Genomic DNA, 16,642 nt, shown 5'->3' with positions numbered 1-16,642 from the left:
CTGCGCCGGCGCCGACATGGTCGCGCAGGCGGTGGCGCTCACCGTCTTCGTGATCGCCGGCAACACGCTGCTGCGCCCGCTGGTCAACGCCATCAACCGCATCCCGCTCGACGAGCGGCGCTCGGAGGCGACCTACTATTTCAAGCTCGCGGTCACGACCGAGGCGCTGCCGGACATGCGCGATCGGCTGGTCGAGAAGCTGGAAGCCGCAAAATATCCGGTGGCCGATGTCGAGGTCGTCGAGATCGGCGACGACATTTTGGAGATCGTGGCGACCCTGGTTGCCACCGCCGTCGACCCGAACGAGCTCAACGCCGTCGCCGTCGAGATGCAGCGCCAAAGCGGCGTGCGTCACGCCACCTGGGAAGTCTCGACCACGGACTGAGCCTCCGGGAACCGCCGTCGGTCAATTTCGTTGACTCCGGCGGAAAGGTTCCGGGTGATCGACATGACCGTCCCTGACAAGCGCAGCGTGCGAGGAGACCTGCTGGTGGCCTGTGGGCTGTTCGCGGCGGGCGTGGTGATCTCTGGCTTCTCGCTGGCCCAGATCCGCGCCGAGAACCGCGCGCACCTGGCGCAGGCCACCCAGCCGCTGCAGGGCACTCCGTCCGACGATCAGGGCAAGACGCCCGCGGAAGCAAAACCCGGCGGCGACCGTCCGACCACGCCGGCGCCGGAACCTGCGCGTCCCGACCCGCAAACGCAAGGCGCTGCAAGGCCTGCGCTGCCGCCGGCCCCGGCCGAGAAGATCGCGCCGCCGATCAACAAGTAGCCGGCCGCGCTCGCCTTTTCGCCCCATATGCGCAATGGACGGCCATGGCGCGTTCTACTGTGCATGGGGTTGTTTTCGCCGCCTTTTGTCAGCGCACCAGAATATTGCGGAACTGCCAGGGGTCCGACGTGTCGATGTCCTCCGGGAACAGGCCCGGCCGGTCCGTCAGCGGCGTCCAGTCGGTGTAGAAACCCTTCACGGGCCCAAGATACGGCAACTGGATTTCGAGCAGGCGATCAAAGTCCATCTCGTCGGCTTCGACGATGCCTTCGTTGGGGTTCTCCAGCGCCCACACCATGCCGCCGAGCACGGCTGACGTGACCTGCAGGCCGGTGGCGTTCTGATAGGGCGCCAGCGCGCGGGTCTCTTCGATCGAGAGCTGCGAGCCGTACCAATAGGCGTTGTTGTCGTGGCCGAACAGCAGCACGCCGAGTTCGTCGATGCCGTCGACGATCTCGTTCTCGTCGAGGATGTGGTGCTTCTCCTGCATCTTGGCGGCGCGGCCGAACATTTCGTGCAGCGACAGCACGGCGTCGTCGGCCGGGTGATAGGCGTAGTGGCAGGTCGGGCGGTAGATCGCCTTGCCGGAAGCATCACGCACTGTGAAGTAATCGGCGATCGAGATCGACTCGTTGTGGGTGACGAGGAAGCCATATTGCGCACCGCGAGTCGGGCACCAGGTGCGCACGCGCGTGTTGGCGCCGGGCTGCATCAGATAGATGGCAGCGCCGCAGCCGGCTTCGTGGGTGCGCGCATTCTCGGGCATCCATTTTTCATGCGTGCCCCAGCCGAGCTCGGAGGGCTGCACGCCCTCCGACAGAAAACCTTCCACCGACCAGGTGTTGACGAACACGTCGGGCTCTTTCGGGTTCTTCGAGCGCTGGGTGTCGCGTTCGGCGATGTGGATGCCCTTGATGCCGGCCTGGCGCATCAGATCAGCCCATTCGGCCTTGGTCTTCGGCTTCGGGGCGTTGAGCTTGAGGTCGGCGGCGACGTTGAGCAGCGCCTGCTTGACGAAGAAGGAGACCATGCCGGGATTGGCGCCGCAGCAGGAGACGGCCGTGGTCGAGCCCTTGGGCCGCGCCTTCTTGGCGGCCAGCGTCACCTCGCGCAACGCGTAGTTGGAGCGCGCTTCCGGGCCCTTCGTGGAATCGAAATAGAAGCCGAGCCAGGGTTCGTTGACGGTGTCGATGTAGAGCGCACCGAGCTCGTTGCAGAGCTCCATGATGTCGGTCGAGCCGGTGTCGACCGAGAGGTTGACGCAAAAGCCCTGGCCGCCGCCTTCGGTGAGCAGCGGGGTCAGCAGCTCCCGATAATTGTCCTTGGTCACGCCCTTCTGGATGAAGCGCACATTGTGCTTCTCGCAATGCGCCTTGCGGCCCTCGTCCTTCGGATCGATCACGGTGACGCGCGACTTGTCGTAGTCGAGATGCCGCTCGATCAGCGGCAAGGTGCCTTTGCCGATGGAGCCGAAGCCGACCATGACGATGGGACCGGTGATCTTCGCGTAGATCTGCGGGGCGGGGCTCATGGGATGGTGTCTCCGGAACGTGCTGGCGGACAAAAGGTGAGGGGGTGGATCAGGCGCTGCGGCGCTGTCAGGTGCCGCGGCGCTTGGCGGTCACTTCGATCTCGATCTTCATCTCCGCCTTGTAGAGGCCGGAGACGACGAGCAGCGTTGCGGCCGGGCGGATGTCGCCGAGCACCTCGCCGCAGACGGCGAAATGCGCATCGGCGTCGTTGGCATCGGTGATGTAGTAGGTCGCGCGGACGATGTCGGCCATCGCGAAGCCGCCCTCCTTCAGCGCCGCCTCGATGGTCTTGAAGCAGTTGCGTGACTGGCTCGTGACATCTGATGGCATTGTCATGGTGGTGTAGTCGTAGCCGGTGGTACCGGCGACGAACGCGAAGTCGCCGTCGATCACGGCGCGGCTGTAGCCGGCGGTCTTTTCAAAGGGCGAGCCGGTGGAAATCAGGCGACGGGACATGATTTTCGGACCTCGACTGAAGGGGCTTTCGGCGGGGGTTTACGGGCATTTCGCCGCCGCGCGCAACCCTTAAAGGGGACTGCGTTCGGCGGTACCGTGAGCGTCGTGTCGGCAGGCGCGGGCGCGGCCCTCAGGCCGCGTGCGGCACCGCGAGCGGGGCTTTCACCGCGCGAACTGCCCTCGCTTTGGGCAAGGCCTTGCCCGTCGGGACGATCATGCCCCAGGCGCCATCCAGCGCACCTTCGGTGAACTCGACCGCGAGCAGCCGCTCGCGCTCGAAGCTGCCCGGCAGCGACAGCTCGCCGGTCTTCTCCGCCGTGAAGCCGAAGCGGGCGTAGTAGGGGGCGTCGCCGAGCAGGATCACGGCTTCATGCCCGCGCGCCCGGGCGGCGGCCAGCGCTTGTCGCATCAGCGCGGCGCCGATCCCGAGCTCGCGGCAGGCAGGGTCCACCGCCAGCGGTCCGAGGACCAGCGCGGGCCTGCCTCCGGCGCTGACATGCCACAGCCGCACGGTTCCCACGAGCTTGCCCTCGCGCATTGCCGTCAGCGCAAGGCCAGCGGCGGGTGCACGTCCGTCGCGCAGACGCTGGCAGGTGCGCTGATGGCGGGTCTCGCCAAAGCAGGCATCGAGCAGCGCCTCACGTGAGGCGACGTCGGAAGCACGCTCGGCTCGGATCACGAACTGAGCGGCTTTCGAGGTGAGGGCGATCGGTGGCTTCCGAAGAGCAGTCATGGCACGTCAGTCCCCGCTTGAATCCGTGCACGAGCGGCGCGCGGACCAAGCGTTGTCAGAATGGCAATGTCGGGTGAGGGAGCCGGCAAGCCGGCTCCCGGTTCGTCAGGCCTCGCGCGTGAGGCAGATCAGCCTTTGAGGCGGATCAGATGTGGTAGGTCCGCAGCGGCGGGATGCCGTTGAAGGCCACCGACGAGTAGGTCGACGTATAGGCCCCGGTCCCTTCGATCAGCAGCTTGTCGCCGATCTCGAGCGTCACCGGGAGCGGATACGGGCTCTTCTCGTACAGCACGTCGGCCGAGTCGCAGGTCGGGCCGGCGAGCACGCACGGGGTCATCTCCGCGCCGTCATGCGGGGTGCGGATGGCGTAGCGGATCGACTCGTCCATGGTCTCGGCGAGACCACCGAACTTGCCGATGTCCAGATAGACCCAGCGCACCTCGTCCTCGTCGCTCTTCTTGGAGATCAGAACGACTTCGGTCTCGATGACGCCGGCGTTGCCCACCATGCCGCGGCCCGGCTCGATGATCGTCTCCGGGATCTGGTTGCCGAAGTGCTTGCGCAGCGCACGGAAGATCGAACGGCCGTACTGCAGAACCGGCGGTACGTCCTTCAGATACTTCGTCGGGAAGCCCCCGCCCATGTTGACCATGGTCAGGTTGATCCCGCGCTCGGCGCAGTCGCGGAACACCTGCGAGGCCATCGCCAGCGCACGGTCCCACGCCTTCACCTTGCGCTGCTGCGAGCCGACATGGAAGGAGATGCCGCACGGCTCCAGGCCCAGGCGCTTGGCGGCGTCGAGCACGTCGACGGCCATTTCCGGGTCGCAGCCGAACTTGCGCGACAGCGGCCACTCGGCGCCGGCGCAGTCATAGAGGATGCGGCAGAACACCTTCGCGCCGGGGGCGGCACGGGCGATCTTCTCCACCTCGGCGGCGCAATCGACCGCGAACAGCCGAATGCCGAGCGCGAAGGCGCGCGCGATGTCGCGCTCCTTCTTGATCGTGTTGCCGAAGGAGATGCGGTCCGGCGTCGCACCGGCAGCCAGCGCCATCTCGATCTCGGCGACCGTTGCGGTGTCGAAGCAGGAGCCCATGGACGCGAGCAGCGTCAGCACTTCCGGCGCCGGGTTCGCCTTGACCGCGTAGAACACGCGGCTGTCGGGCAAAGCCTTCGCGAAGGTCTGGTAGTTGTCGCGCACGACTTCGAGGTCGACAACGAGGCAGGGCTCGGTGTCGTGGCCATCCTTGCGGCGGTTGCGCAGGAATTCCTGAATACGTTCAGTCATCGCACTCTCCAAAGATCCCAGCGACGGGATCCGCATCAACGTGACGTCGGATAAGAGTGCTCCGGCCACATCGCGCGATGGAGGCGCGTTACGGCCAAAAGACTCAAACCAGACTGTGCTGCCGTGGATTGGTTGGGAGAGTTTCCCGCCCGCACACCTGGCAATGAAGGACAAAGCCTTTTCAGTAGCCCGCGCCGGCGTTGGAATGCCGGTAGAGACCAAAAAAGCCCGATCCGTCGTTGCTTTAAGTCGCGTCCCCCGTTGAGAGCGGGGTGCGCCGGTTCGCCTCCGGCTGCCAGTCACGGTTGCAAAGAGCAAAGTCGCCTTCGACAGGGCATCTCTTGAGAGAGATGCTGGACGCTCCGGGTTTGCTTCGTCTCCGGACCTCGGCCTCTCGACCTACCAGTCCCTCGACTTCCACACTTCCGAAGAGCCCCTCGGCTTCTTCACCCCTTGGCGGCTGTCCGGCCTCTTGTCCGGATACCTACCGACTGACACACGACCACAGGCACGTGCGAAATTGGGCAAGTCCGCACATAAGCGTTTTGACTCTGCTTCGCAAGAATTTTTTTAGCTTAGCGACAGATTTGCCTAATGAGTGCTTGCGCGGTGATGCGCGAGCGACACTCAAGATGAACAGTCGTTAAGTTTTGCGTCGTGCGCGTCGCCGCGAGCGACGACCGACGCCGCTAGCCGCGGCGCGTGAACGGCTCGACGCGCTGCGCGGCGCGGATGAAGGCCACCATGATGAGGACGCCAAGTCCGAACAGCACCGCCTGCAGGATGTGCGCGCCGGTGTTGTCGAGCCCGAACAGAATCGCCAGCGCCCAGCCGCCGGCGAAGGCCGCGCCGAACACTTCCGCGCCGATCAGGATGGCAGCGCTGATGACAGTGATCACGCTCGGCCAGGCGATCTGGCGGGAGGAAGAGGCAGGCGCGTTCATGGGCAAAGTCCCTCGTCTAAGAGGGCCGCAATCTCTCCGAAAAGGCCGCCCGGAGCAAGGCCAAATGGCCCAAAAAAGCCCCATCGCGTGCTATAGCTGGCCGCAACAATCGAGCCACAAAACCGGGACAAAAGATGTCAGAACCCCGCGATAATACGGCCCCCGCGCAGGCCGAAACCAACCCGCTCCTGAAGGCGTGGACGACGCCGTTTGCGACCCCGCCGTTCGACGAGATCAGCCCGGAGCACTTCCTTCCCGCCTTCGAGCAGGCCTTTGCCGACCACTCCGCGGAGATCGCGGCGATCACCCACGACCCGGCGGCTCCCGACTTCGCCAACACCGTTACGGCGCTGGAGCGCTCCGGCAAGCTTCTGAACAAGGTGGCGGCGGTGTTCTACGACCTCGTCTCGGCGCACTCCAATCCGGCGATCCTGGAGATCGACAAGGAGGTCTCCTTGCGGATGGCGCGGCACTGGAATCCGATCTCGATGAACGCTGTGCTGTTCGGTCGCATCGCCCAGCTCCACGAGAACCGCGCCGCGCTCAACCTGACACCGGAGCAACTCCGCCTCCTGGAGCGCACCTACACCCGCTTCCACCGCGCCGGCGCCGGCCTCACCGAGCAGGCCAAGACGCGGATGGCGGAGATCAACGAGCGGCTCGCCCAGCTCGGCACCAGCTTCAGCCACCATCTGCTCGGTGACGAGCAGGAGTGGTTCATGGAGCTTGGCGAGGACGACCGGCAGGGCTTGCCCGACAGCTTCGTCGCCGCCGCCAAGGCTGCGGCAGAAGAGCGCGGCATGGCCGGCAAGGCCATCGTGACGCTGTCGCGCTCCTCGACCGAACCCTTCCTGAAGAGCTCGGCCCGGCGCGACCTGCGTGAGAAGGTCTACAAGGCCTTCACGGCGCGGGGCGACAACGGCAATGCCAACGACAACAACGCAACCCTGGTGGAGATCCTCAAGCTCAGGGAGGAGAGCGCCAACCTCCTCGGTTATCCGACCTTCGCCGCCTACCGGCTCGAGGACTCCATGGCCAAGACACCGGAAGCGGTGCGCTCCCTGCTGGAGCGGGTCTGGACGCCGGCTCGCGCCTGGGCGCTCGCCGACCGCGACGAGATGCAAGCGCTGATCACGGCCGAGGGCGGCAATTTCCGCCTCGCCGCCTGGGACTGGCGCTATTACGCCGAGAAGCTCCGCCAGCAGCGGGCCAATTTCGACGATGCCGCGATCAAGCCGTATCTGACGCTCGACCACATGATCGCCGCCGCCTTCGACTGCGCCACGCGGCTGTTCGGGATCACCTTCACCGAGCGCAAGGACGTGCCGGCCTGGCACCCGGATGTCCGGGTCTGGGAGGTCAAGGGACCCAACGGCAAGCACAAGGCGCTGTTCTACGGTGACTACTATGCCCGGCCGTCAAAGCGCTCCGGCGCCTGGATGACGTCGCTGCGCGACCAGCAGAAGCTCGACGGCGAGGTCGCCCCGCTCATCATCAACGTCTGCAACTTCGCCAAGGGAGCCGGCGGGGAGCCCTCGCTGCTGTCGCCCGACGAGGCCCGCACCCTGTTCCACGAGTTCGGCCACGGCCTGCACGGCATGCTCTCCAACGTGACCTATCCGTCGCTATCGGGGACGTCAGTCTTCACCGACTTCGTCGAGCTGCCCTCGCAGCTCTACGAGCACTGGCAGGAGCGGCCCGAGGTGCTGCAGCAGTTCGCAAAGCACTACCAGACCGGCGAACCCTTGCCGGACGACCTCCTCAAGCGCTTCCTCGCCGCCCGAAAGTTCAACCAGGGCTTTGCCACCGTGGAGTTCGTCTCTTCGGCGCTGGTCGATCTCGAATTCCACACCCAGCCTGCAGCGGCCGCGCAGGACGTGCGGGCCTTCGAGAAGAAGGAGCTCGAGAAGATCGGCATGCCCGAGGAGATCGCGCTACGTCACCGGCCCACGCAGTTCGGCCACATCTTCTCCGGCGACCACTATGCCTCCGGCTATTACAGCTACATGTGGTCGGAGGTGATGGACGCCGACGCCTTTGGCGCTTTTGAGGAAGCCGGGAACATCTTTGATCCGGCCGTGGCCAAGCGCCTGCATGACGACATCTACTCGACCGGTGGCTCGGTCGATCCGGAGGCCGCTTACGAGGCCTTCCGCGGCCGTCCGCCGGAGCCCGATGCGCTGCTGCGCCGCCGGGGTCTTCTCGACAACACGAAGGCCGCCTGATGGGCCTGCTGCGCAGCCTGTCCGAATTGCTGCTCGTTGCCGCCCTCTCGATTGCGGCGGGAGCGGCGCAGGCACATCCGCACGTCTGGATCACCGCCACCAGCGAGGTGCTTTACGCGCCGGATGGCTCGGTCACCGGCGTGCGCCATGCATGGACGTTTGACGGCACGTTCTCGGCTAGTGCGGTGCAGGGGCTACAAGGGAAGACCAATGGCGCATACACTCACGAGGAGTTGGCGCCGCTGGCACAGGCTAAGGTCGAGTCATTGCAAGAAGGCGCTTACTTCACCTCCTTGAAGGCAACCGGCACCTTCTTGACGGTAGACGCCAAGCTCTCGTTTGCAGAGCCGACCGACTACTTCTTCGATTACAAGGATGATCACCTCACCTTGCATTTTACTCTCCCGCTGAAAACGCCTGTGAAGTCGAAGTCGGTTTTGCTGGAGATCTATGATCGTTCCTTCTTCATAGATTTCCAGATGGCAAAGGACCAGCCGGTCAAGCTGGTGGGTGCCTCCGCCGACTGCAAGGTGTGGCTGCAGCCTTCAATGGGCAACGACCGCGACCGCAGAATGGTGCAGGACGCGAGTGAGGATTCCTTCAAGGAAGGCGGCGCGAACGTTGCTGTCGGCTTATTGTTCGACAATAAGATTGCGGTGGATTGCCCATGATCCTGCCAGTTTGGATGCACTCGATCCGCAGCCCGTTCGGATGGCTGCTCGCGGCCGTTCTCTCGCTTGCCGCGGGGGCGGCGAGTGCGCATCCGCATGTCTGGATCACCGCCACCAGCGAGGTGCTCTATGCGCCCGACGGCTCGGTCACCGGCGTGCGGCACGCCTGGACCTTCGACGACATGTTCTCGGCCTATGCGGTGCAGGGGCTCGAGGCCAAGACCAAGGGCACCTACAGCCGCGAGGAGCTGGCGCCGCTTGCCCAGACCAATGTCGAATCGCTGAAGGAATACGCCTATTTCACGTTCGCGCGAGCCGACGGCAAGAAGGAGCGATTCCAGGAGCCGATCGACTACTTCCTCGACTACAAGGATACCGTGCTGACTCTGCACTTCACGCTGCCGCTGAAGAACCCGGTGAAGCCAAAGCAACTGATGCTGGAAGTGTTCGACCGCTCCTTCTTCATCGACTTCAAGATGACGGACAAGGATCCCGTCAGGCTGGTCGGCGCGCCCGCCGGATGCCAGATGAAGCTGGAACGTCCAAACGACGGCACCGCCAGCGCCCAGAAGCTGAACGAGCAGACCTTCATGAATGGCGAGAACCAGAACTTCGGCCTGATGTTCGCCAACAAGATCACCGTGGACTGCCCGTGAAGACGACCTCGCCCCTCGCGCGCGGGCTCGTCACCGCCGCGGCGCTCGTTGCCGTGGTGCTCGTTGCCGACGCCGCGCTTCACGATCTCCTGGCGCAAAACCCGTTTGGCGCGCCGCGCCCGGCGCCCGCGGTGGAGCCCGAGGTCGGCGGTATCATCGGCTGGATCCTGGCAAAGCAGTCGGAATTTTACCGCGAGATCTCCACCACCATCCGTGCCGCCAAATCCGACGGCTCGGCGGTGTGGACGCTGCTCGCGATCTCCTTTGCCTACGGGATTTTCCATGCCGCCGGGCCCGGCCACGGCAAGGCTGTGATCTCGTCCTACCTCGTCGCCAATCAGGAGACCGCGCGGCGCGGCATTGCGCTCTCCTTTGCGTCGGCCCTGATGCAGTCGCTGGTGGCGGTCGCCATCGTCGGCATTGCGGCCTGGGCGCTGAACGCCACGGCCAAAACCATGTGCAGCGCCGAGAAGGTGATCGAGATCGCAAGCTACGCCCTGATCGCGGCGTTCGGCGCGCGCCTGGTCTGGGTCAAGGGCGGCACCTTCATGCGCGCGCTCGGGGCGAGCCAGCCGGTGCCGGCCCTCGCGGGCGCGGCGCATCATCATCATCTCGACCATGGCGACCACCATCATGATCACCACGGCCATGGTCACGACCATCATCATCACGACCACGCCTCTTCCCACGACCATGTCCATGACGAGCATTGCGGCCATTCCCATGGCCCGACGCCGAGCGAGCTCGCTGGTCCCGGCGGATGGCGGCGCGGCCTCGCCGCGATCCTCACCGTCGGCATCCGGCCCTGCTCGGGCGCGATCCTGGTCCTGGTGTTTTCGCTCGCCCAGGGCCTGTTCTGGGCCGGCATCGCCGCGACGTTTTTGATGGGGCTCGGCACCGCGATCACGGTCGCGACCATCGCCGTCATCGCCGTCTCGGCCAAGGATATCGCGCGGCGCCTGAGCTCGGCCCGCGACGGCGGCGGCGCGCTGTTTATGCGCGGCATCGAGTTCGGGGCGGCCGGCCTCGTGCTGCTGTTCGGCGCCGGCCTGCTGTTCGGCTATCTCGCCGTCGAGCGGACCACGTGCTTCTGAGCAGGAATCTCGTGCCCCGGACGCAGCGCAGCGTCCCTTCGACGATGCGCTGCAGAGCCGGGGCCCATCTCTCCGTACAGTAGGACGTGGTTTTCTGGGTCCCGGCTCTGCGGAGCAGCGCAAGAGCGCTGCGCCGCGTCCGGGACACAAGAGTCCCCGCTTTGAGAAACGCGCTCGCTCAGCTATTCCTGCGGCATCACCAACAAGAACACTGCTGCCGAGGACACCGATGTCACGCGAAGATTTTTGGTTCTTTCACCCGTTCCGGGTGCGCTACTCCGAGATCGACGGCCAGGGCGTCGTCTTCAACGCGCATTACCTGACCTATTTCGACACCACCATCACCGAATATTTTCGCGCGCTCGGCTTCGATCAATATGCCGATGCCAAGGCGAGCGGCATCGATTTCCACGTCGTGAAATCGCTGATCGAATACAAGGCGCCGGTTCGGTTCGACTGGGAGCTCGACGTCGGCGCGCGCGTGGCGCGGATTGGCAATTCGAGCCTCACTTTCGAGATGGCGATCTTCCTCAAGGGCGGCACCGAGGCGCTCATCACCGGCGAGATCGTGTGGGTCTACACCCACCAGGAGACCCATCGCCCGGTCCCGATCCCGGCCTCGATGCGCGCCTTGATCGCGACGCGGGAGCGGCATCTGACGGCGTGAGCTTCACACCGGCAAAAACCGCTTCAGCACCGGCATGAAGAAGATCGCGACGTTGAGGAAGAAACCGACGCTCCAGAGGATGGAGCGCAGTGTCGGGCGATTGCCGAGATAGGTGAAGACATAGGCGATCCGTACCAGCAGGAACAGGGCGGCGAGCTCGTCGATCAGGCGTTGCGGCGAGTCCCGGTATTCGGCGAGCAACACCGCGAAGGCGAAGAACGGGAAGGTCTCGATGCCATTCTGGTGGGCGCCGAGCGCGCGCTGGGCGAGGGCATCCTCGTAGAATGCGCCGTCGCGCGGCCGCGCATTGTCGAAGCGGCCGATCCTGATCCATTTGATCGCGACGATCGTTGTGAGATAGAGCAGCAGTGCTCCGAAAACGCACAATTCCGCAAGGGTCATTGTTCCCCGCCCCATTCCCTCCAAAACTAGCGAAAACGGCCTTGCCTTGACAAGTTCGGTGCAACGCGCGAACCAAATTTCGTCATGACCACCGTCCTCCCCACCGGTACGTCGAAGCCAGCCGCGCCCGCGCGGCGCGTCGGCGTACTGCTGGTCAATCTGGGCACGCCCGACACCGCGGACGCCCCGGGCGTCCGCGTCTACCTGAAGGAATTTCTGTCCGACGCCCGCGTGATCGAGGATCAGGGGCTGGTCTGGCAGTTCATCCTCAACGGCATCATCCTGCGCAGCCGCCCCCGCACCAAGGCGCTCGACTACCAGAAGATCTGGAACACCGAGAAGAACGAGTCACCGCTCAAGACCATCACGCGCTCGCAGGCCGAGAAGCTGGCGGACGTGCTCGCCGACCGCACCCACGTCGTGGTGGACTGGGCGATGCGCTACGGCAATCCGTCGATCCGCGCCGGCATCGATGCGCTGATCGCGCAGGGCTGTGATCGCATCCTGGCGGTGCCGCTCTATCCGCAATATTCCGCCTCGACCTCGGCGACCGTCTGCGACGAGGTGTTTCGCGTGCTGTCGAAGCTGCGCGCGCAGCCGACGCTGCGGGTGACGCCGCCCTATTACGAGGACGAGGCCTATATCGAGGCGCTGGCGACCTCGATCAACGACCATCTCGCGACGCTGTCGTTCAAGCCCGAGCTGATCGTCGCCTCCTTCCACGGCATGCCCAAGAGCTACGTCGATAAGGGCGATCCCTATCAGGAGCATTGCATCGCCACCACCAATGCGTTGCGCCGCCGGCTCGGCATGGACGAGACAAAGCTGCTGCTGACCTTCCAGTCGCGATTCGGCAACGACGAATGGCTGCAGCCCTACACCGACAAGACGATGGAGCGTTTGGCCCGCGAGGGCGTTCGCCGCATCGCCGTGGTGACGCCGGGCTTTGCCGCCGACTGCCTGGAGACGCTGGAGGAGATCGCGCAGGAGAACGCCGAGATCTTCAAACATAACGGCGGAGAGCAGTTTTCGGCGATCCCCTGCCTCAACGACAGCGAGCCCGGTATGGACGTCATCCGCACGCTGGTGCTGCGCGAGCTGCAAGGCTGGATTTGAGAAGGCTGGATCTGACGGGAATTGTCATGAAGCGGCGCGATGTCTTGACGCTTCTCGGTACGGCCTTCGCGCTTCCGCTTGCGGCACGGGCGCAATCCGGCCCGCGGCGCCTCGGCGTGCTGACGGTAACGGCGGCCGATGATGCGATTGGCCAGACCCGTACCGCCGTGCTGCTCGAAGCGCTCGCGGCGCGTGGCTGGAAGGAGCAGGACAATCTGCAGATCGACTGGCGCAGCGGCCGCGGCGACCGCGCCCTGATCGCGCGCTTTGCCGGCGAGCTCGCCGCCCTCAATCCCGACATCCTGCTCGCGATCGGCACGCCCTCGGTCGAAGAGCTGCGCAAGCGGACCGCATCGATCCCGATGGTGTTTGCCGTCGTCACCGATCCGGTCGGCCAGGGCTTTGTCGAAAGTCTTGCGCGTCCCGGCGGCAGCATCACCGGCTTCACCGATTTTGATGGTCCGATGGCCGGCAAATGGCTGGAGATGCTGACCCAGGTCACCCCAAAGATCAGCCGCGTGCGCGTGGTCTATAATCCCGCCACCGCGCCGTTCGCCGGCCTGATGCTGCGGACGATCGAAAATGCGGGCCGCGCGCTCGGCGTTTCGGTCGAGGCTGCGACCGTCCACGACGCGGCGTCGATCGCCACGCTGGCCAAAGGCACGGATTCCGCCCTGCTGGTGCTGCCGGATTTCTTCACGCTCGCCAATCGCACACGCCTGCTGATGGCAGCCAGTGAGGCCCGCGTCCCCGCCGTGTACTGGAGCCGCACGTTTGTCGAGGATGGCGGGCTGATGTCCTACAGCACCGATAGTGCCGAGCAGATGCGGCAGGCCGCGTCCTATATCGACCGCATCCTCAAGGGCGCAAAGCCGGCGGATTTGCCGGTGCAGAACCCCACCAAGTTCGAACTGGCGGTCAATCTGAAGACCGCGCGGGGGCTGGGGGTGACGATCTCGCCTGCGCTGCTGGCGATCGCCGACACCGTGGTTGAGTAACCCCGGCGCTAAGGTGCGATGGCGTTTGGTTGAATCGCGTGTCCGCAGACTCAGTTTCCATCTCTCAGGACGCAGCGTTGGAAAAGAGGTGGAAAACAACCCCATGCACAGTAGAAATTTGGTCAGCGCGAGCGATTGCTGATTTTACGAAATAGTCCTTGACCCGTCGGGCAAATCAGGTGTATATTGCCATCATCGCAAGGTGTGGGACGAGCCGCTGCATCAGGCACTGCTCACCGTGTAAGCCATGGAAAGCGCCTGTCACCCCTCCCAGAGGAGAGGTGAACTACGTGTCGTACCAACTCAACCTGATCTCATCACGCTCTAGGTTGCCGCCGTGCCGTTTCAAGGGCCCTCTCGCAATACTTATCGGCGCCGTTCCACCTCCGTACTTCTTGTGAAAACGCTTGTCGGCGCCGACGTGGAGTGCGACCGCTGAACCGGTAGGGTAGCGATCCCGACCAATCAACGGCGCGGGAAACGCATTGTCCCGCCTTGGAGGAGCTATGAGCGGTTTCGATTTTTTCGCGATTGCGCTGGTATTGCTGGTCATTGTCACGCTGCTGGCCGGCGTGAAGACGGTGCCGCAGGGCTATGACTGGACCATCGAGCGGTTCGGCAAATACACCCAGACGCTGAGCCCGGGGCTCAACCTCATCGTGCCCTATTTCGATCGCGTCGGGCGCAAGATGAACATGATGGAGCAGGTGATCAACATCCCCGAGCAGGAGGTGATCACCAAGGACAACGCCACCGTAACGGTCGACGGCGTCGCCTTCTTCCAGGTGTTCGACGCCGCGAAGGCAAGCTACGAGGTCGCCAATCTCGAGCAGGCGATCATCGTCCTGACCATGACCAACATCCGTTCGGTGATGGGCTCGATGGATCTCGACCAGGTGCTGTCGCACCGCGACGAGATCAACGAGCGCCTGCTGCGTGTGGTCGATGCCGCGGTCTCGCCCTGGGGCCTCAAGGTCAACCGCATCGAGATCAAGGACATCGTGCCGCCGGCTGACCTCGTCGAAGCCATGGGCCGGCAGATGAAAGCCGAGCGCGTCAAGCGCGCCGACATTTTGCAGGCGGAAGGCGCGCGGCAGTCGGAGATTCTTCGCGCCGAGGGCGCCAAGCAGGGCCAGATCCTCCAGGCCGAGGGCCGCCGCGAAGCCGCGTTCCGCGACGCCGAAGCCCGCGAGCGCTCGGCAGAAGCCGAGGCGCGCGCCACGCAGATGGTTTCGGAAGCGATTGCCAAGGGCGATGTGGCTGCGCTGAACTATTTTATCGCCGACAAATATATCAAGGCGTTCGGCCAGCTCGCGGACTCGCCGAACCAGAAGGTGATCATGCTGCCGGTGGAAGCGATGAGCATGCTCGGCTCGCTGGCCGGCATCGGCGAGATCGCCAAGGCAACGTTCGGAGAAAGTGCGGCGTCCGCGGCAGCCGCTGCCCGCCGCGGTTCGGTACCGCCGACCGGCCCTACGCCGCCGGCTGTGCCGCCGAGGCCGTAAGAAAGTCAAAGAGGTCGTGTCATGACCGAGATGTTTGTTTCGCTGGGGACCTGGAACTGGCTGATCTTCGGCTTCGTGCTGATGGGGCTGGAGGTGTTCGCGCCCGGCATCTTCCTGTTCTGGCTCGGGCTCGCAGCACTGCTGGTCGGCATGTTGTCGTTTGTGGTTCAGCCGTCCTGGCAGGCGCAGCTCGTGATGTTCGCGGTGTTTGCGGCGGCTGCGGTGCCGATCTGGCTGCGGCTTGCCCGCAACAAGGCGGACACCAATGCGAGCCCCTATCTCAACAAGCGCGCCGATGCCTTGTTGGGCCGCGAGTTCACGCTGGAGAAGCCGATCATCGACGGCTCCGGCACCGTGCGCCTCGGCGACACCGTCTGGCGTGTCGCCGGCCCGGATACGCCGGCCGGTACCAAGGTGAAGGTGGTGCAGGTGGATGGTGCCAACCTGACGGTGGCCGCGGCGTAGCTATTTGCCCTGCCACCGTTCCGCAAAGCGATGCAGCGGCATGAACGTCTCGCACAGCTCGCGCCCGAGCAGGGTCAGGCCGTAACCGCCGCCATCGCTTAGCTCGATGAACCCCGCCTCGCGCAATTCGTCGAGCCGCGTCTGCAGCACCGTCGGCGAGACCTCGTCGCAGGCGGTGCGCAGAGCGCGCGACGTGAGGGGGGCTTCGCGCAGCTCCCACAGGATCCGCAAAGCCCAGCGCCGGCCCAGCAGGTCGAGCAGCGCCATGATCGGCCGTCCGGTGCGCGAGCCGCGCACGCCACGTTGCCTGGAAGCCGGCTGTTTCGCCATCGGGTCCTCTTGCCTCGTGCTACAAATAGTGTAGCGTATTGCTACGATAATTGTAGCAAAGAGGCCCGCCGTGTCACCGCGCATTGCACCCCTTGAGCCACCCTATCCACCGGACATTCAGGCCCAGTTCGACCGCATCATGCGCGGCGCGCCGCCGTTGACGTTGTTCCGGGTCATGGCGGGCCATCCGCGGGCCTGGGACAAGTTTCGCGGCGCCAGCCTGCTCGACCCCGGGCCGCTCTCCTTTCGCCAGCGCGAGATCGTCATCGACCGCACCACCGCGCTGAACGGATGCGAATATGAGTGGGGCGTGCATGTCGCGATCTTTGCCGGGCCCGCGCGCCTCACCGAGGACGAGGTTCGCGCCACCGTGCTTGATGATGCGAACTCACCCTGCTGGTCGCCGGCCGAGCAGGCTCTGATCGCGGCGGTCGATGCGTTGCACACCCGCGCCACGCTCGATGATGTCGAGTTCGCGGCGCTGTCGGCGCATTACGACAACGCGCAGATCCTGGAGATCATGCTGCTGTGCGGCTTCTATCGCACGGTGTCGTATCTGGCGAACGGACTGAGGCTGCCGCTGGAGGAGAGGGCGGCGAGGTGAAGAAAGTCTACGCAACACCCGCCCGCAGCAGATCGTGCAAATGCACGATGCCGACCGGCTTGTTCGCTTCGGTCACGATCAGCGTCGTGATCTTGCGCGAGTTCAGGACCTCGATCATCTCGGTCGCCATCATCGAGGGCGGCACGGTTTTGGGCTGTTTGGTCATGATCTCGTCGACCTCGAC

At 64.8% G+C, this 16,642-nt stretch carries 19 protein-coding genes and 1 pseudogene; 12 read left to right on the top strand and 8 right to left on the bottom strand.

The annotated features are described in order from the left end of the window. Together C2U70_RS31830 and C2U70_RS33295 are read left to right on the top strand one after the other, a co-directional pair. A pseudogene (locus tag C2U70_RS31830) lies at positions 1–385 on the top strand (MgtC/SapB family protein); the annotation flags it as partial. 63 nt (positions 386–448) lie between these two features. After that, a complete protein-coding gene (locus C2U70_RS33295; protein ID WP_186294590.1) occupies positions 449–772 on the top strand; it encodes a hypothetical protein in 324 nt (107 codons plus the stop codon). Positions 773–860: 88 nt separating this feature from the next. Here the strand turns inward: C2U70_RS33295 and C2U70_RS31820 are convergent, their stop codons facing one another. The 5 genes from C2U70_RS31820 to C2U70_RS31795 all read right to left on the bottom strand — a co-directional run bounded on the left by C2U70_RS31820 (position 861) and on the right by C2U70_RS31795 (position 5,725). Continuing rightward, entirely contained in the window at positions 861–2,303 is a 1,443-nt protein-coding gene (locus C2U70_RS31820) for a homospermidine synthase (protein WP_140982583.1), read from the bottom strand. Between the two features lie 67 nt (positions 2,304–2,370). Then, positions 2,371–2,760 (bottom strand): RidA family protein, encoded by a 390-nt coding sequence (locus C2U70_RS31815; RefSeq protein ID WP_140982582.1) that lies wholly within the window; start codon positions 2,758–2,760, stop codon positions 2,371–2,373. Positions 2,761–2,890: 130 nt separating this feature from the next. Further along, the gene (locus tag C2U70_RS31810; protein ID WP_140982581.1) at positions 2,891–3,493 is read right to left on the bottom strand and encodes a GNAT family N-acetyltransferase; all 603 of its coding nucleotides are present in this window, start codon (positions 3,491–3,493) and stop codon (positions 2,891–2,893) included. Between the two features lie 145 nt (positions 3,494–3,638). After that, complete coding sequence (locus tag C2U70_RS31805; protein ID WP_140982580.1) at positions 3,639–4,781, bottom strand: type III PLP-dependent enzyme; 1,143 nt, start codon at positions 4,779–4,781, stop codon at positions 3,639–3,641. A 689-nt stretch (positions 4,782–5,470) separates the two neighbouring features. Further along, the gene (locus C2U70_RS31795) at positions 5,471–5,725 is read right to left on the bottom strand and encodes a hypothetical protein (protein ID WP_140982579.1); all 255 of its coding nucleotides are present in this window, start codon (positions 5,723–5,725) and stop codon (positions 5,471–5,473) included. A gap of 134 nt (positions 5,726–5,859) precedes the next feature. Here C2U70_RS31795 and C2U70_RS31790 point away from each other — a divergent pair, with 134 nt between their 5' ends. From C2U70_RS31790 to C2U70_RS31765, 5 genes are all read left to right on the top strand, one after another. After that, complete coding sequence (locus tag C2U70_RS31790; RefSeq protein WP_140982578.1) at positions 5,860–7,950, top strand: M3 family metallopeptidase; 2,091 nt, start codon at positions 5,860–5,862, stop codon at positions 7,948–7,950. Further along, positions 7,950–8,621 carry a DUF1007 family protein gene (locus C2U70_RS31785; RefSeq protein ID WP_140982577.1) on the top strand — a complete coding sequence of 224 codons (672 nt, stop codon included), beginning with the start codon at positions 7,950–7,952 and terminating at the stop codon, positions 8,619–8,621. The genes C2U70_RS31790 and C2U70_RS31785 overlap by 1 nt, the downstream gene beginning before the upstream one ends. Further along, on the top strand, positions 8,618–9,277 hold the full coding sequence (locus tag C2U70_RS31780) for a DUF1007 family protein (protein ID WP_246666920.1): 660 nt from the start codon (positions 8,618–8,620) through the stop codon (positions 9,275–9,277). The genes C2U70_RS31785 and C2U70_RS31780 overlap by 4 nt, the downstream gene beginning before the upstream one ends. Then, complete coding sequence (locus C2U70_RS31775; protein ID WP_433960725.1) at positions 9,274–10,371, top strand: nickel/cobalt transporter; 1,098 nt, start codon at positions 9,274–9,276, stop codon at positions 10,369–10,371. Before C2U70_RS31780 ends, C2U70_RS31775 begins: the two co-directional genes overlap by 4 nt. A gap of 229 nt (positions 10,372–10,600) precedes the next feature. Then, positions 10,601–11,038 (top strand): acyl-CoA thioesterase, encoded by a 438-nt coding sequence (locus C2U70_RS31765; protein ID WP_140982576.1) that lies wholly within the window; start codon positions 10,601–10,603, stop codon positions 11,036–11,038. A 3-nt stretch (positions 11,039–11,041) separates the two neighbouring features. Here the strand turns inward: C2U70_RS31765 and C2U70_RS31760 are convergent, their stop codons facing one another. Then, on the bottom strand, positions 11,042–11,440 hold the full coding sequence (locus C2U70_RS31760; RefSeq protein ID WP_140982575.1) for an MAPEG family protein: 399 nt from the start codon (positions 11,438–11,440) through the stop codon (positions 11,042–11,044). Between the two features lie 84 nt (positions 11,441–11,524). Here C2U70_RS31760 and hemH point away from each other — a divergent pair, with 84 nt between their 5' ends. The 4 genes from hemH (at position 11,525) to C2U70_RS31740 (ending at position 15,524) form a co-directional block, all read left to right on the top strand. Then, positions 11,525–12,556, top strand: a complete 1,032-nt coding sequence (gene hemH / locus C2U70_RS31755; RefSeq protein ID WP_140982574.1) for a ferrochelatase — start codon at positions 11,525–11,527, stop codon at positions 12,554–12,556. Positions 12,557–12,582: 26 nt separating this feature from the next. Further along, positions 12,583–13,554 carry an ABC transporter substrate-binding protein gene (locus tag C2U70_RS31750; RefSeq protein ID WP_140982573.1) on the top strand — a complete coding sequence of 324 codons (972 nt, stop codon included), beginning with the start codon at positions 12,583–12,585 and terminating at the stop codon, positions 13,552–13,554. Positions 13,555–14,060: 506 nt separating this feature from the next. Beyond that, positions 14,061–15,059: an SPFH domain-containing protein gene (locus C2U70_RS31745; protein ID WP_140982572.1), complete on the top strand. Its 999-nt coding sequence runs from the start codon at positions 14,061–14,063 to the stop codon at positions 15,057–15,059. A gap of 21 nt (positions 15,060–15,080) precedes the next feature. After that, on the top strand, positions 15,081–15,524 hold the full coding sequence (locus C2U70_RS31740; RefSeq protein WP_140982571.1) for an NfeD family protein: 444 nt from the start codon (positions 15,081–15,083) through the stop codon (positions 15,522–15,524). On the opposite strand, the gene C2U70_RS31735 is transcribed toward C2U70_RS31740, so the two are convergent. Continuing rightward, positions 15,525–15,854 carry a winged helix-turn-helix transcriptional regulator gene (locus tag C2U70_RS31735; RefSeq protein WP_140982570.1) on the bottom strand — a complete coding sequence of 110 codons (330 nt, stop codon included), beginning with the start codon at positions 15,852–15,854 and terminating at the stop codon, positions 15,525–15,527. Between the two features lie 70 nt (positions 15,855–15,924). On the opposite strand from C2U70_RS31735, the gene C2U70_RS31730 reads away from it, so the two are divergent. Beyond that, a complete protein-coding gene (locus C2U70_RS31730; protein WP_140982569.1) occupies positions 15,925–16,458 on the top strand; it encodes a carboxymuconolactone decarboxylase family protein in 534 nt (177 codons plus the stop codon). A gap of 7 nt (positions 16,459–16,465) precedes the next feature. Here C2U70_RS31730 and C2U70_RS31725 read toward each other — a convergent pair. Next, the coding region (locus tag C2U70_RS31725; protein ID WP_140982568.1) for a CBS domain-containing protein at positions 16,466–16,642 on the bottom strand (177 nt) is incomplete at its 5' end.

This window comes from Bradyrhizobium guangdongense, assembly GCF_006483445.1.
Lineage (GTDB): Bacteria > Pseudomonadota > Alphaproteobacteria > Rhizobiales > Xanthobacteraceae > Bradyrhizobium > Bradyrhizobium guangdongense_A.
Note: the sequence above shows the minus strand (reverse complement) of the source record. Positions and strands in the feature narration are given on the sequence as shown.

Coding starts and splice junctions, on each gene's coding strand:
- C2U70_RS31785 (WP_140982577.1), top strand. CDS start 7,950: ATGGGCCTGCTGCGCAGCCTGTCCGAATTGCTGCTCGTTGCCGCCCTC.
- hemH (WP_140982574.1), top strand. CDS start 11,525: ATGACCACCGTCCTCCCCACCGGTACGTCGAAGCCAGCCGCGCCCGCG.
- C2U70_RS31815 (WP_140982582.1), bottom strand. CDS start 2,760: ATGTCCCGTCGCCTGATTTCCACCGGCTCGCCCTTTGAAAAGACCGCC.
- C2U70_RS31795 (WP_140982579.1), bottom strand. CDS start 5,725: ATGAACGCGCCTGCCTCTTCCTCCCGCCAGATCGCCTGGCCGAGCGTG.
- C2U70_RS31805 (WP_140982580.1), bottom strand. CDS start 4,781: ATGACTGAACGTATTCAGGAATTCCTGCGCAACCGCCGCAAGGATGGC.
- C2U70_RS31745 (WP_140982572.1), top strand. CDS start 14,061: ATGAGCGGTTTCGATTTTTTCGCGATTGCGCTGGTATTGCTGGTCATT.
- C2U70_RS31740 (WP_140982571.1), top strand. CDS start 15,081: ATGACCGAGATGTTTGTTTCGCTGGGGACCTGGAACTGGCTGATCTTC.
- C2U70_RS31750 (WP_140982573.1), top strand. CDS start 12,583: ATGAAGCGGCGCGATGTCTTGACGCTTCTCGGTACGGCCTTCGCGCTT.
- C2U70_RS31735 (WP_140982570.1), bottom strand. CDS start 15,854: ATGGCGAAACAGCCGGCTTCCAGGCAACGTGGCGTGCGCGGCTCGCGC.
- C2U70_RS31810 (WP_140982581.1), bottom strand. CDS start 3,493: ATGACTGCTCTTCGGAAGCCACCGATCGCCCTCACCTCGAAAGCCGCT.
- C2U70_RS33295 (WP_186294590.1), top strand. CDS start 449: ATGACCGTCCCTGACAAGCGCAGCGTGCGAGGAGACCTGCTGGTGGCC.
- C2U70_RS31790 (WP_140982578.1), top strand. CDS start 5,860: ATGTCAGAACCCCGCGATAATACGGCCCCCGCGCAGGCCGAAACCAAC.
- C2U70_RS31820 (WP_140982583.1), bottom strand. CDS start 2,303: ATGAGCCCCGCCCCGCAGATCTACGCGAAGATCACCGGTCCCATCGTC.
- C2U70_RS31780 (WP_246666920.1), top strand. CDS start 8,618: ATGATCCTGCCAGTTTGGATGCACTCGATCCGCAGCCCGTTCGGATGG.
- C2U70_RS31760 (WP_140982575.1), bottom strand. CDS start 11,440: ATGACCCTTGCGGAATTGTGCGTTTTCGGAGCACTGCTGCTCTATCTC.
- C2U70_RS31765 (WP_140982576.1), top strand. CDS start 10,601: ATGTCACGCGAAGATTTTTGGTTCTTTCACCCGTTCCGGGTGCGCTAC.